14 protein-coding genes are annotated in these 13,614 nt (G+C 68.9%); 7 read left to right on the top strand and 7 right to left on the bottom strand.

Features of this window, described 5'->3' with window-relative positions; translation table 11 throughout:
• Nucleotides 1–93 precede the first annotated feature (93 nt).
• The 4 genes from EV567_RS10060 (at nucleotide 94) to EV567_RS10045 (ending at nucleotide 1,949) form a co-directional block, all read left to right on the top strand.
• Nucleotides 94–273: a hypothetical protein gene (locus EV567_RS10060; protein ID WP_130438375.1), complete on the top strand. Its 180-nt coding sequence runs from the start codon at nucleotides 94–96 to the stop codon at nucleotides 271–273.
• Between the two features lie 143 nt (nucleotides 274–416).
• Nucleotides 417–845, top strand: coding sequence for a BlaI/MecI/CopY family transcriptional regulator (locus EV567_RS10055; protein ID WP_130439482.1), 429 nt, complete (start codon nucleotides 417–419; stop codon nucleotides 843–845).
• A gap of 9 nt (nucleotides 846–854) precedes the next feature.
• Nucleotides 855–1,388 carry an amino-acid N-acetyltransferase gene (locus EV567_RS10050; protein ID WP_130438374.1) on the top strand — a complete coding sequence of 178 codons (534 nt, stop codon included), beginning with the start codon at nucleotides 855–857 and terminating at the stop codon, nucleotides 1,386–1,388.
• A 225-nt stretch (nucleotides 1,389–1,613) separates the two neighbouring features.
• Nucleotides 1,614–1,949 (top strand): Lsr2 family protein, encoded by a 336-nt coding sequence (locus tag EV567_RS10045; RefSeq protein ID WP_130438373.1) that lies wholly within the window; start codon nucleotides 1,614–1,616, stop codon nucleotides 1,947–1,949.
• On the opposite strand, the gene EV567_RS10040 is transcribed toward EV567_RS10045, so the two are convergent.
• Nucleotides 1,928–2,599 (bottom strand): SCO3374 family protein, encoded by a 672-nt coding sequence (locus EV567_RS10040; protein WP_130438372.1) that lies wholly within the window; start codon nucleotides 2,597–2,599, stop codon nucleotides 1,928–1,930. The two genes, EV567_RS10045 and EV567_RS10040, sit on opposite strands and share 22 nt — an antisense overlap.
• Before the next feature lie 429 nt (nucleotides 2,600–3,028).
• Here EV567_RS10040 and EV567_RS10030 point away from each other — a divergent pair, with 429 nt between their 5' ends.
• Nucleotides 3,029–5,557, top strand: coding sequence for an ATP-dependent Clp protease ATP-binding subunit (locus tag EV567_RS10030; RefSeq protein WP_130438371.1), 2,529 nt, complete (start codon nucleotides 3,029–3,031; stop codon nucleotides 5,555–5,557).
• A gap of 82 nt (nucleotides 5,558–5,639) precedes the next feature.
• Here the strand turns inward: EV567_RS10030 and EV567_RS10025 are convergent, their stop codons facing one another.
• On the bottom strand, nucleotides 5,640–6,275 hold the full coding sequence (locus EV567_RS10025) for an HAD family acid phosphatase (protein ID WP_130438370.1): 636 nt from the start codon (nucleotides 6,273–6,275) through the stop codon (nucleotides 5,640–5,642).
• Nucleotides 6,276–6,790: 515 nt separating this feature from the next.
• Here EV567_RS10025 and EV567_RS10020 point away from each other — a divergent pair.
• Entirely contained in the window at nucleotides 6,791–7,393 is a 603-nt protein-coding gene (locus EV567_RS10020) for a M23 family metallopeptidase (protein ID WP_130438369.1), read from the top strand.
• Between the two features lie 25 nt (nucleotides 7,394–7,418).
• Here EV567_RS10020 and EV567_RS10015 read toward each other — a convergent pair whose 3' ends face one another.
• Nucleotides 7,419–8,039, bottom strand: a complete 621-nt coding sequence (locus EV567_RS10015) for a TetR/AcrR family transcriptional regulator (protein ID WP_130438368.1) — start codon at nucleotides 8,037–8,039, stop codon at nucleotides 7,419–7,421.
• A 172-nt stretch (nucleotides 8,040–8,211) separates the two neighbouring features.
• Here EV567_RS10015 and EV567_RS10010 point away from each other — a divergent pair, with 172 nt between their 5' ends.
• Nucleotides 8,212–9,837 (top strand): MDR family MFS transporter, encoded by a 1,626-nt coding sequence (locus EV567_RS10010; RefSeq protein ID WP_130438367.1) that lies wholly within the window; start codon nucleotides 8,212–8,214, stop codon nucleotides 9,835–9,837.
• A gap of 89 nt (nucleotides 9,838–9,926) precedes the next feature.
• Here EV567_RS10010 and cseC read toward each other — a convergent pair whose 3' ends face one another.
• The 4 genes from cseC to EV567_RS09990 form a co-directional block, all read right to left on the bottom strand.
• Nucleotides 9,927–11,264, bottom strand: coding sequence for a two-component system sensor histidine kinase CseC (cseC, locus tag EV567_RS10005; protein ID WP_130438366.1), 1,338 nt, complete (start codon nucleotides 11,262–11,264; stop codon nucleotides 9,927–9,929).
• A 19-nt stretch (nucleotides 11,265–11,283) separates the two neighbouring features.
• Nucleotides 11,284–11,985: a two-component system response regulator CseB gene (cseB, locus tag EV567_RS10000; protein ID WP_130438365.1), complete on the bottom strand. Its 702-nt coding sequence runs from the start codon at nucleotides 11,983–11,985 to the stop codon at nucleotides 11,284–11,286.
• A gap of 346 nt (nucleotides 11,986–12,331) precedes the next feature.
• Entirely contained in the window at nucleotides 12,332–13,000 is a 669-nt protein-coding gene (locus tag EV567_RS09995; RefSeq protein WP_130438364.1) for a hypothetical protein, read from the bottom strand.
• Nucleotides 12,985–13,527: a SigE family RNA polymerase sigma factor gene (locus EV567_RS09990; protein ID WP_130438363.1), complete on the bottom strand. Its 543-nt coding sequence runs from the start codon at nucleotides 13,525–13,527 to the stop codon at nucleotides 12,985–12,987. Before EV567_RS09990 ends, EV567_RS09995 begins: the two co-directional genes overlap by 16 nt.
• Between the last annotated feature and the right edge of the window lie 87 nt (nucleotides 13,528–13,614).

Genomic DNA, 13,614 nt, shown 5'->3' with positions numbered 1-13,614 from the left:
CCGCACCGACGGGGCTGCTCCACCCGGGGGTGGGCGGGTGCCGCACGGCCACCCCGCCCCGGGATCCCCTCCCGCCCTGGCTACTCTGGATCCATGGACTACGTCTCCGCGCTCGTGCCCCCCGTCGTCATGGCCGTGTTCTTCATCGGCGTGATCAGGGTGATCGTGAAGACACAGGGCGGGGCCAACAAGGCCAAGGAGGACGCGGCCGTCGACGCCGCCCTCACGCGCGCGGAGGGCCCCCGCCCGGCCTCCGGGCCGGCCGACGCCTGACCCTGACCCCGCCGCCCACCTGGGCGCACGACTCCGACCAGCTCGGACTCGTGCGCCCTTTTTGCTCGGCTTGCCGACGAAAGAGCACGTCCGGCACGCGATGGGCGGGATCTCCCACTATTGTCTGAGCTGTGCCTCGCCCATTGGGAGAACTCGAAGACGCGGTCATGACGCGGGTGTGGAAGTGGAACCGCCCGGTGACCGTTCGGGAAGTCCTGGAAGACCTCCAGCGGGAACGGTCGATCGCGTACACGACGGTCATGACCGTTTTGGACAATCTCCATCAGAAGGGCTGGGTCCGCCGTGAGGCGGAAGGCCGCGCCTATCGATATGAGGCGGTCTCCACCCGGGCCGCCTACGCGGCCGCGCTGATGAACGACGCCTGGGCGCAGAGCGACAACCCCGCCGCGGCTCTCGTGGCCTTCTTCGGCATGATGAGCGAGGAACAGCGAAGGGCACTCAGCGACGCGGTGCGCATCGTCCAAGGTCCGCAAACACCACCGCCTCCGCCCGCGGAAGCGGGCAGTACGGGCGAGAACCCCGGCTCGGCAACGGGGACCGGTGGGCGATAGCGTCCGCACATGTCAGCTCAGAGCCCTGAAGTCAGCGCTAAAGCCATCACCGTCCGCCGGGCCCGGACCAGCGATGTCCCCGCCGTACGCCGTCTCCTTGACGCGTACGTCCGCGGCGGCATCCTGCTCGACAAAGCGACGGTGACGCTTTACGAGGACATCCAGGAGTTCTGGGTCGCCGAACGCGACGACAACGCCGAGGTGGTCGGCTGCGGGGCACTGCACGTGATGTGGGAAGACCTCGCGGAAGTCCGCACTCTCGCCGTGAAGGACGGCCTGAAGGGCGCCGGCGTCGGCCACCAGTTGTTGGAGAAGTTGCTCCACACCGCCCGCTGGCTAGGTGTTCGGCGCGTTTTCTGCCTGACCTTCGAAGTGGACTTCTTCGGCAAGCACGGCTTCGTGGAGATCGGTGAGACGCCGGTCGACACCGATGTCTACGCGGAGCTGTTGCGTTCCTATGACGAGGGCGTCGCGGAGTTCCTCGGTCTCGAACGAGTGAAACCGAACACCTTGGGCAACAGCCGGATGCTTCTGCATCTGTGATCGCCGAGTCCATTCCGCACCGCCCGCCTTGCCCGGGTGCCCTATGTCCGAAACGCGCACGTTTCCGGGCGCGGGACCGGACGTGAGCCTCAACCGGGGGTTTGTGTTTTCCCGGGAAAAGCGGTTTGCTTTCCGACGTACTGCAGTACTGCATATAACAGGGGGCGGCGAAACGGCGGACGCCGGAGACCCCCGGCCCTCACGTTATCGATGAAAGGAAAAGCGGTGGCACAGAAGGTTCAGGTCCTTCTTGTCGACGACCTCGACGGCGGCGAGGCGGACGAGACCGTGACGTTCGCTCTGGACGGCAAGACGTACGAGATCGATCTCACGACTGCCAATGCGGACAAGCTGCGCGGCCTTCTCGACCCGTATGTGAAGGGCGGCCGCCGTACCGGAGGCCGTGCTTCGGGTGGGCGCGGAAAGACGCGCGCCGCTTCCGGCGGCAGCCAGGACACGGCGCAGATCCGTGCCTGGGCGAAGGAGAACGGCTACGAGGTGAATGACCGCGGGCGTGTTCCCGCGACCATTCGCGAGGCTTACGAGAAGGCCAACGGCTGAGCGCACGCGCGCAGCAACCGGACACGGTGACAGTGCGTCGCCAGTGTGTTGACCAGCCGCACGAGATCGGGGGCGCCTCCACCGCCCCCCAACGCCGACACCGTCGGCAGCGAGGCCTCCACCTCGCACCCCGCCACAGGGGGCCGCAGCCAGACGGCGGCCCCCTGCACCGTTTCCGCGGACCGCTCACAGGGAGCGGGGGGCGTCTTGGGGCGTCGGGAAGGCGAGCCCGGCTCGTCGTGATCCTGAGGCGCCTGCCGCTCGGCGAGGGCGGTGGGCCGAGGCGCTTCCACGGCGCCCCCGGGGCCGATGGCCCTCAGGTCCAGGGGAAGCGGCTCCCATTCCAGCCAGCGCAGGACCCCCGGCAGTTCCTCCGCGCTGCCCGCGGCCACCAGGAACTGCATCCGCTCCCCCCGCACGGCCACCGGAGCGCCCGGCGGCAGACGCCGCAGCGCCGCGTGCCCCGCGACGGCCGGCACGTCCAGGACGTCGAAGCGCACGCCCACGGAAAGTCGTACCGGCTCCCCGGGCACCGTCGCCCACCCCAGTTCGTTCTCGTACCAGCCGCGGACCCGGTCGGCCGGGACGGCCGGGCCGGGATCGAGCGGCCGACGCGGAGACGGGACGAGGGAGGAGGCTGTGCCGACCATGCCAAGTGCAACCCCGAAAAGCGCCGCGAGTCACGCTGGGTGTTTCCCCGATCGCGCAAAGTGCCCGGATTCGGGGCGCGCGGGGGCGTCCGGGGGCGCAAGGTTGTTCGCCCATAGCGGAGCGAACCGGGGCGCGCGGCATGGAGTGTCAGTCCCGACGGGTAAGACATGCCTAGTGGGAGGGGGCGACACGCAGGACAGGACGTCTCACGTTCGCCATCGGCGTACTGGCGATGGGGGTAACTGTCTGGCCTGCGGGAACATCGTCTCGCACCATCGGGTTGGAGCAGATGTCGGCGTTCGGGGTCAGGAGGCCATCGACGGTGTCGGCAGTTGGAATGAGCGGTCCCCGCTTGCGGGACTAAGCTGCGGAAGGACAGGGAGGGGAAGTTCCCCCCACTGCCTGACCGCTCTGAGGAGCGATTAACGATGTTCGAGAGGTTCACCGACCGCGCGCGGCGGGTTGTCGTCCTGGCTCAGGAAGAAGCCCGGATGCTCAACCACAACTACATCGGCACCGAGCACATCCTCCTGGGCCTGATCCATGAGGGTGAGGGTGTCGCCGCCAAGGCCCTTGAGAGCCTCGGGATTTCGCTCGAGGCGGTCCGCCAGCAGGTGGAGGAGATCATCGGCCAGGGCCAGCAGGCCCCGTCCGGGCACATCCCCTTCACCCCCCGTGCCAAGAAGGTCCTGGAGCTGTCGCTCCGCGAGGCCCTTCAGCTGGGCCACAACTACATCGGCACGGAGCACATCCTGCTCGGCCTGATCCGTGAGGGCGAGGGCGTCGCCGCCCAGGTCCTCGTCAAGCTGGGTGCGGATCTGAACCGGGTGCGGCAGCAGGTGATCCAGCTGCTGTCGGGTTACCAGCAGGGCAAGGAGACCGCCGCCGCCGGCGGTCCCGCCGAGGGCACGCCCTCGACGTCCCTGGTCCTGGATCAGTTCGGCCGCAACCTCACGCAGGCCGCTCGCGAGTCCAAGCTCGACCCGGTCATCGGGCGCGAGAAGGAGATCGAGCGGGTCATGCAGGTGCTGTCGCGCCGCACCAAGAACAACCCGGTCCTGATCGGTGAGCCCGGCGTCGGCAAGACCGCGGTCGTCGAGGGCCTGGCCCAGGCGATCGTCAAGGGCGAGGTGCCCGAGACCCTCAAGGACAAGCACCTCTACACCCTGGACCTCGGCGCCCTGGTCGCCGGCTCCCGCTACCGCGGTGACTTCGAGGAGCGCCTGAAGAAGGTCCTCAAGGAGATCCGCACCCGCGGCGACATCATCCTGTTCATCGACGAGCTCCACACGCTGGTCGGTGCGGGCGCCGCCGAGGGCGCGATCGACGCGGCGAGCATCCTCAAGCCGATGCTGGCCCGCGGCGAGCTCCAGACCATCGGCGCCACCACGCTGGACGAGTACCGCAAGCACCTGGAGAAGGACGCGGCCCTCGAGCGCCGCTTCCAGCCCATCCAGGTCGCCGAGCCGTCCCTGCCGCACACGATCGAGATCCTCAAGGGTCTCCGTGACCGGTACGAGGCCCACCACCGCGTCTCCATCACCGACGAGGCCCTCGTCCAGGCCGCCACGCTGGCCGACCGGTACATCTCGGACCGCTTCCTCCCGGACAAGGCGATCGACCTGATCGACGAGGCCGGCTCCCGGATGCGCATCCGCCGGATGACCGCGCCGCCGGACCTGCGCGAGTTCGACGAGAAGATCGCCGGCGTCCGCCGGGACAAGGAGTCCGCGATCGACTCGCAGGACTTCGAGAAGGCCGCCTCCCTGCGCGACAAGGAGAAGCAGCTCCTGGCCGCCAAGGCCAAGCGGGAGAAGGAGTGGAAGGCCGGCGACATGGACGTCGTCGCCGAGGTCGACGGCGAGCTGATCGCCGAGGTCCTCGCCACGGCCACCGGCATCCCGGTCTTCAAGCTGACCGAGGAGGAGTCCTCGCGTCTGCTGCGCATGGAGGACGAGCTCCACAAGCGGGTCATCGGGCAGGTCGACGCCGTCAAGGCGCTGTCGAAGGCGATCCGCCGTACGCGTGCCGGTCTGAAGGACCCGAAGCGTCCCGGTGGTTCGTTCATCTTCGCCGGCCCGTCCGGCGTCGGTAAGACCGAGCTGTCCAAGGCGCTCGCCGAGTTCCTCTTCGGCGACGAGGACGCGCTGATCTCCCTCGACATGTCGGAGTTCAGCGAGAAGCACACGGTGTCGCGTCTCTTCGGTTCCCCGCCCGGATACGTGGGTTACGAAGAGGGCGGCCAGCTGACCGAGAAGGTCCGCCGCAAGCCGTTCTCCGTCGTCCTCTTCGACGAGGTCGAGAAGGCCCACCCGGACATCTTCAACTCGCTGCTGCAGATCCTGGAGGACGGTCGGCTGACCGACTCCCAGGGCCGGGTCGTGGACTTCAAGAACACGGTCATCATCATGACGACCAACCTCGGCACCCGGGACATCTCCAAGGGCTTCAACCTCGGCTTCGCGGCCGCGGGCGACTCGAAGACCAACTACGAGCGCATGAAGAACAAGGTCTCGGACGAGCTCAAGCAGCACTTCCGGCCCGAGTTCCTCAACCGCGTCGACGACGTCGTCGTCTTCCCGCAGCTGACCCAGGAGGACATCCTCGCGATCGTCGACCTGATGATCGGCAAGGTGGACGAGCGCCTGAAGGACCGGGACATGGGCATCGAGCTCTCCCAGACCGCCAAGGAGCTCCTCTCCAAGAAGGGCTACGACCCCGTCCTGGGCGCCCGGCCGCTGCGCCGCACGATCCAGCGCGAGATCGAGGACACCCTCTCGGAGAAGATCCTCTTCGGCGAGCTGCGCCCCGGCCACATCGTGGTCGTGGACACCGAGGGCGAGGGCGACACGAAGACCTTCACCTTCCGGGGTGAGGAGAAGTCGGCGCTGCCCGACGTGCCGCCGATCGAGCAGGCGGCCGGCGGTGCCGGGCCGAACCTGAGCAAGGACGCCTGACCCTTCGGGGACTGAGCGCGAGAGAGGGGCCGGTGCTTTCGGGCACCGGCCCCTCTCGCATGTCTGCGTCCGCTCGCCGTGGTTACGACAACTGCCCGTCGTAGTCCGGCAGCTTGTAGGTCTTCTCGGCGTGGCCGCCGGACAGGTCGGTGGCGCTGTTCCCGATGTTCGCGATGATCGTGAAGCCCTTGTTCTCGATGTCTGCGCGCTGGGCGGTCTTGTAGGCGGCGACGTCCTTGAAGAGGTCGAACAACCCCCGCACACGGAGGCCGGAGACCTTGTAGCCGACCTGCTTGAGGTTGTAGTCGGTGAAGCCGGCGATGATGCCCGGGCGCGCGGTGACGAAGAACAGCGAGACGCCGTGCTCCTGGGCGTACTTGGCGACGTCGAGGACCGGCTTGTTGGCCGGCTGCGGGTAGCTGAAGCCGAAGTCGGTCTCCAGCGCGGTGTTGTCGATGTCGAGGACGAGCGCCTGTTTCTCGCCCGGCTTGGCGGCGGTGATGCGCTGCTTGAGGTAAGGCAGGGCCTGGTTCATCACGACCTGGCAGTCGGCCTGCCAGGTGGCGTAGTCGACGTCCGCGGCGGCCGCCGTCGTGGCGACGGTGGAGCTGCCGGTGGCCGTCGCGGCCTGGGCGCCGGCCGGGACGGCCATCGCGGTGACGGCGGCCGTGGTCACGGCCGTCATGGCGATACGGCGCATCCAGGTACCTCTGTTCATGATGTGGGGGTCCTCTCACGTCCATGGGCTGCGGGTGTCGTGGGCATGCTCATCGATGGGGATGGCTCGAGGGGAACCAGCGGGTTACCGGACGGTAGCGGTTGCTGAGACGCCGCTCACAGAGGCGTGCAGTCGAAGGTGACGCGGGTCACAACTCCGTGCGCCCGTAAGGGAGTAGCGCCCGTCACATGGAGAAGTCCCCCATGGCGAGGCATTGGTGACATGCCGCACAGGCGAAATGTCCGTTACTAGATGGAATAGTGAAAACACTAATTCCGGCAAAACGGACAAGTTGCCCAAAGGGTGAGGTGAACTGCCCACCGGGGGTGGGAGTTGGCGAAGAAACGGACTAAAAGGCCAACTGTCAAGAAGTCATCGTATTCGGGGTTTAGTACTAGCTACCGCCGTAGGTCACACATTTGAGGCGACATGGACCCGGGGGTTACCAAGGGATGGCCATCCGGCGGACGTCACGTCGGGTGGTTATCTCTGACCCCGGACCCATGAGGTTTTCCATGTTCCAGCGCGTCACGTCCCGTTCCTCCCGTACGTCTCAGCTCCGCACCCGGGCGGCCGTCGGGGCCGCCGCTCTCGGCGCCTCGATCGTGCTGGGGTCCGGAGTGGCGTCCGCCGCGCAGCCCGCGGCCGCCAAGCCCGCTGCCGTCGCCAAGCCCGCCGCCGCGGCCGCCAAGAAGAGCGCCTCCTGGATCGACCCGGTGGCGAAGTACCGGCTGTCCGCGAGCTTCGCCCAGGCCGGCGGCATGTGGGCGCACAAGCACAGCGGCCAGGACTTCGCCGTGCCGACCGGCACCAAGGTCATGGCCGCTCACGGCGGCATCGTCGTCAAGGCCGGCGGCAACGGCGCCGGCGACGGTCCGGCCTACGGCAACGCCATCGTGATCAAGCACGCGAACGGCGTCTACTCGCAGTACGCGCACCTCTCGCGCATCAACGTCAACGTCGGCCAGGTCGTCAAGACCGGGCAGCGCATAGCCCTCTCCGGCAACACGGGCAACTCCAGCGGCCCGCACCTGCACTTCGAGATCCGCACGACCCCGAACTACGGTTCGGCGATCGACCCGGTGAAGTTCCTGCGCGCCAAGGGTGTGACCGTCTGACGAAGGCCAGGGCCGGCCGGCTCTCCTAGTCCTCCGAGGGGGAGGGCGCAGAGGACGGCCGGGCGCCCTGATGGGCCTGGGTGACCAGATCGACGGCGACCTCAAGGACGGCTTCCCGCTTGTCCTCGGGGTCGCCTTCGAGGTCGTGGAGGAAGAACATGCCGGCGTGCAGCGTGAAGATGGCGCTGACGCAGCGGACCTGGTCGGTGAGGGGGGCGTCCGGATCGAGGATGATGTCACGCAGGCTCTTCAGGCGGTCCTTGAAGGAGTCGCCGATCTGCAACTCCCGCACCGTCGCCTGGTTCTCCTGCATGAAGCGGAAGAGCGGGGCCGCCTCGGCGAGGGCCTTGCTGTAGCGGCGCACCAGCTCCTGCTTGGTCTCCAGGGTGTGCGGCTGCTCCCGGCCCCAGTCGATCAGGTCCTCGATCGGCTTCGTCAGATCCGTGAAGATGCTGACGATGATCTCTTCCTTGGTCTTGAAGTGGTAGTACAGGGCCGCCTTGGTGACGTCCAGGCGCTCGGCGATCTCGCGGAGCGAGGTCTTCTCGTAGCCCTGCTCGGCGAAGAGTTCGAGCGCCACGTCCTGGATGCGCTGGCGGGTGTTGCCGCGGCGCTGCTGCTTGGTGCCGTCCATAGTGGCGTCCATCCTCGTAGTCCTCACGGTCCCACGGAAATCCGGCCGCCGGAGGTAAGAAACACTTACTTGCCGACCGGCTAGAACTTACTTGACGCCCGGCTAGTTCCACGTCTACTTTCACCAGTGTAGTGAGAACTAGCCGGGCGGCAAGTAAGTGGGTCGCCGTGGGGGAGTGGAAGCGATGGCGGACAGCAAGAGCGTCGAGCGGGAGACCGGCACACCGGACACACCGGATGCCGGTGCACAGGAGAAACAGGCGAAGAGCGTGCGGGCCGTGATCCTCGCGCTCATGATCACGATGATGCTCGCCATGCTCGACAACATGATCATCGGCACCGCGATGCCGACGATCGTGGGCGAACTCGGTGGCCTGGAGCACCTGTCCTGGGTGGTGACGGCATACACCCTCGCGACCGCCGCCTCCACCCCGATCTGGGGCAAGCTCGGCGACATGTACGGGCGCAAGGGCGCCTTCATGACGTCGATCGTGATCTTCCTGGCCGGGTCCGCGCTCAGCGGCATGGCTCAGGACATGGGCCAGCTCATCGCCTTCCGCGCGGTGCAGGGCCTGGGCGCCGGCGGTCTGATGGTCGGCGTCATGGCGATCATCGGCGACCTGGTCCCGCCGCGGGAGCGCGGCCGCTACCAGGGCATGATGGCCGGCGTCATGGCGATCGCGATGATCGGCGGACCCCTCGTCGGCGGCTCCATCACCGACCACTGGGGCTGGCGCTGGGCCTTCTACATCAACCTGCCGCTCGGCGTCGTGTCCCTCGTCCTGATCAGCGTCATCCTGCACCTGCCGAAGAAGCGGTCCGACGCGCGCGTCGACTACCTGGGCGCCGCGCTGCTGACCGTCGGCATCACCGCCATCGTCCTCGTCACCACCTGGGGCGGCACGGAGTACGCCTGGAGCTCCGCCCGGATCATGGAGCTGACCGCCATCGGCGTCGCCGCACTCGTCGGGTTCGTGTTCTGGCAGACCAAGGCCGCCGAGCCGATCGTGCCGCTGCACATCTTCCGCAGCCGCAACTTCACCCTGATGTCGATCATCGGCTTCATCGCCGGCTTCGTGATGTTCGGCGCGACGCTCTTCCTGCCGCTGTACCAGCAGTCCGTGCAGGGCGCGTCCGCCACCAACTCCGGACTGCTGCTCCTGCCGATGCTCGGCGCGATGCTCGTCACCTCGATGATCGCGGGCCGGATCACCACCAGCAGCGGCCGCTACAAGATCTTCCCGGTCGCCGGCAGCGTCCTGCTGGTCGCCGGTCTGTATCTGCTGTCCACGATGGACACCGGGACCTCGCGGTTCATGTCCGGAGTGTTCATGGCCGTCACCGGCCTCGGCATGGGCTGCCTGATGCAGATCACCATGCTGGTCGCGCAGAACAGCGTGGAGATGAAGGACATGGGCGTCGCGTCCTCCTCCACCACCCTCTTCCGCACCCTCGGCTCCTCCTTCGGCGTCGCGATCATGGGCGCCCTGTTCAACAGCCGGGTCCAGGACGTCATGACCGAACGGGCCGGCGCCCTCGGCTCGAAGGTCACCGAGCAGTCCGCCCAGCTGGACGCCGCCAGCCTCGCCAAGCTGCCCGTGGCGGCGCGGGAGGCGTACCAGTACGCGGTCTCCGACGGCACGCACGCGGCGTTCCTCCTCGGAGCCGTGGTGGCCGTGATCGCCCTGGTCGCCGCGGTGTTCGTCAAGGAGGTCCCGCTGCGGGGCGCGCTGCCCAAGCCGGACGGCCCGGACGGCGCCACGGACGGGACGGCCCCCGCCAAGGCCCCGGTGGTCGTGGAGTCCGTCTGACCCGAGCCGAAAGCGAGGCGGCGTCGCGTGCACAGCGCGGCGCCGCCCGCCTCTGTCCGTGACGCGGCCCGAGCGCCGGCGCCTTCCGCTCAGGGCAGCATCGGATAGCTGCCGGTGTTCGTCGGCGCGTGTTCGGGCAGCCACAGCACGGCGACCGCACCCTCGGCGGGTATGTGCTCGGGTGCGCCCACCGGCTGCACATTGCGGAAGGTCAGCCGGGCGCCCATGACCCGGGCCTGACCGGCGGCGATGGTAAGACCCAGCCCGTGGCCACGGCCGGCGCGGTCGCTGCTGCCGGTGCGGAAGCGGCTCGGGCCCTCGGCGAGCAGGCTCTCCGGGAAGCCGGGACCGTGGTCGCGCACCCGGATCACCCTCCCCTCCACGGACACCTGGATCGGCGCCTTGCCGTGCCGGGCCGCGTTGGTGAGCAGGTTGAACAGCACCCGCTCCAGCCGCCGCGGATCCGTGGTCACCATCGACTCGTGGATCACGCGCACCTCGACCTCGGGATCCTTGGCCGCGACCCGGCGGGCGACGAACTCGCCCAGCAGGATGTCCTGCAGCTCGGCCCGCTCCGACGCCCCGTCCAGGCGGGCCACCTCCAGCACGTCCTCGACGAGCGTGCGCATCGCCTTCGCCCGGTCCAGGACCAGTTCGGTGGGCCGGCCGGGCGGCAGCAGTTCGGCGGCGGTCAGCAGCCCCGTCACCGGGGTGCGCAGCTCGTGCGCGATGTCGGCGGTGACCCTGCGCTCCGCCTCCAGCCGCTGCTGCAGCGCGTCCGCCATGGCGTCCACCGCACTGGCCAGATCGTCCGTCTCGTCCCGGACCACACCGCCGATGGCGTCCCGCACACGGACGTCCGCCTCTCCCTTGGCGACCTCGTTCGCCGCGGCCGCCGCGTTGCGCAGCCGCCGGGAGAGCTGTCCGCCGATGAGCACGCCGAGCGCGCTGCCGCCGAAGACGACCGCGATGGAGCCGATCACCAGGGCCTGGTCGAGATCCTTGAGAATGTCCGTGCTGCGGTCGGTGAACCCGGTGTGCAGGGAGAGCACATGATCGCCGTTGTTGACCGGCACCGCCGCCCAGATGTCCGGCGCGCCACCCCCGCGGTCCGACACGAACGTCGCCCTGCGGCCCTCCTCGACCATCTCCCTCAGCTCCGCCGGCAGCCGCGGGTCGTCGATCTTGATGTTGGGGAAGTTCGGATGCCTGGACAACTGGTAGTTGCGCTGGGCGATCTTGATGCGCTCGTCCGCGAGATCGCGCGCGTTGTCCAGCATGGACACGCGGGCCGCGTTGTGCACGACGAGACTGAGCGCGACCGCCACCAGCGCGCCGACCAGCGCGATGGCCGCGCTCAGCTTCCACCGCAGGCCGGTGCGGATGCCCGCGCGCTCCACGCGGACCGGAACCAGGTGTCGCAACATCCCCCGATACTCCGCCCGCTCAGGCCTTCAGCTTGTAACCGAAGCCGCGGACCGTCTCGATGCGGTCCTGACCGATCTTGGTCCGCAGCCGCTGCACATGGACGTCGACCACCCGCGTGTCACCGCCCCAGCCGTAGTCCCACACCCGCTCCAGCAGTCTGTCCCGGGACAGCACCGTGCCCGGGGCGGAGGAGAACTCCAGCAGCAGGCGCATCTCGGTCGGCGTGAGCGCCACCGGCCGGCCCGCCCGCCGAACCTCCATGCCCTCGGTGTCGACCTCCAGCTCGCCGAAGGTCAGCACGCCCCCGACCGCCGACGTGTCCTGGTCGGACCGGTCGCCGCCGCCCGCGTGACCGAACCGGCGCAGCACCGCTCTGATACGGGCGACCAGGACGGCGCCGTCGAACGGCTTGGTCACGTAGTCGTCCGCGCCGGCCTCCAGGCCGAGGACGACGTCGATGGAGTCGGCGCGCGCGGAGAGCATGATCACCGGCACGGTGGACTCGTCGCGGATGCGCCTGCACAGGCTCACGCCGTCCAGGCCGGGCACCATCACGTCCAGCAGCGCGATGTCGGGGCGGTCGGTCCGGAACGCCTCCAGTCCGGACAGGCCGTCGGGCATCGCGGTGACCACGAAGCCGTCCCGCTCCAGGGCGAGCTGGGTGGCCTCGCGGATGACGTCGTCGTCCTCGACGAACAGGACGTGGGTCTGGTCTGCCATCCCGGTGCTCTCAGTCCTCGTGCGTATGGCCGCTCGTGAGCCGGCTCGTGGTGGGCCGGTCGCTTGCGTCTCGGTAGGTCGTGTTCGGTTCGGTGGTGTCTGGTCTGTCGTGGCTGCTCGGTCGTGGCTCGGGCGGTCGGATCGCGGGCGTATCTGTCGCTTCGCTGTCCGGGTGCCCCTAGAGGGGACGCCCGGAGCGCTCAGGTCGTTCACTGGTTCATCGGCCCGGAGGGCCCGAACGGTTCACCCGACGGCCGATTTTCTCCGACGACCTTGCCCGACGGCCTCGCCGGACGACTTCGCCCGACCACTTTCCCCGACGGCGTTCCCCCGGGCGACGGCCCGGTCAGCCACCGGCCGACGGCGGCGGCGTCGGGTCGTCGCCCACGACGCTGTAGTCGTTGTGCCAGCTGTACTCCTTGACGAACCGGCCCGAGACCCAGCGGTAGGTGACCACATTCTCGCCCGAAGGACTGGAGACCGGGTCGCCCTTCTCGTACACCTGCCTGCTCACGACGAGGCCGCCCCGGTCCACCTCCGCGTAGACCGGCGGCTCCTCCGCCTTGAACACGTTGGTGTACCCGTCGCCCGCCCGCCGGTACACGTACGAACCGACGCCGACGATGTCACTGCACGTCAGCACGTTCACCACGATGTCGTCCTCCGAGCCGCCGGTGAGGTCGCCGTACGACACGTCGACCGGGTACTCGTCGCCGACGCAGGGCTTCAGCCCGCGCTTGACCTCGGCCGACACCGCCGGATCGTCCTTGACCAGACGGACCGCGTCCACACGGCCGAAGGTGCTGGTCGGGGCCGCGGCGGGGGTGGCGCCCGACGAGGCGGCGCCCAGGGAGGCGTCGCCCCGGGCCGGCCCCTCGTCGCGCGCGCCGGTCCCCCCGGTGGCGCAGGCGGAGGCCAAAAGCCCGAGGGCGACGAGCACGGTCATCGCCGTGATCGCCGCCTGGAAGATCCCCCGGACCCGTGGGGGCCCGGCCTCGGTCAGGCCGCCGCGCAACGCTCCCGCTCCTCACGCTCCAGCGCGCGTGCGTCCAGATCGCGGGATTCCAGCTCCTCACGGAGCCGGGCGAGCGCCCGGTGCAGCGTGCTCTTGACCGTTCCCGCCGACATGCCGAGGGCGGCGGCGGTCTCGTCCGTGGACATCTGCTCCCAGTGTCGCAGCACGACGACGCTGCGCTGCTTGGGAGCGAGCACCTTCATCGCGTCCATCAGCAGGGCGCGGTCCGCGTGCTGCTCGGTGGAGTCGTCCACGCAGGCGTCCGGGAGCTGCTCGGTGGGCACCTCCTCCAGCTTGCGGGCCCGCCACCACTCGGTGCGGGTGTTGATCATGACGCGGCGCAGGTAGGCGTCGGCCAGCCGCTTGTCCGCTATGCCCTCCCAGCGGCCGTACGTCCGGGCCAGCGCCGTCTGGAGCAGGTCCTGGGCGTCGACCGGGTCCGGGACCAGCCGGCGGGCGCTGCGCAGCAGCGCGTCCTGCCGAGTGCGGACGTACTCCTCGAACTCGAGCACCTCTCCCTGCGCCATGTTCAACACCCTCCGTGTCCCCGTTCCGGCCGACCGTGGTCCGCCGGTGTCCTGCTCGTGGTCTGTGGCCCTCGTGTCGCTGCGGCC

The organism is Streptomyces sp. BK239 (assembly GCF_004217285.1).
GTDB lineage: Bacteria > Actinomycetota > Actinomycetes > Streptomycetales > Streptomycetaceae > Streptomyces.
This window is presented reverse-complemented; position numbering and strand designations above follow the sequence as displayed.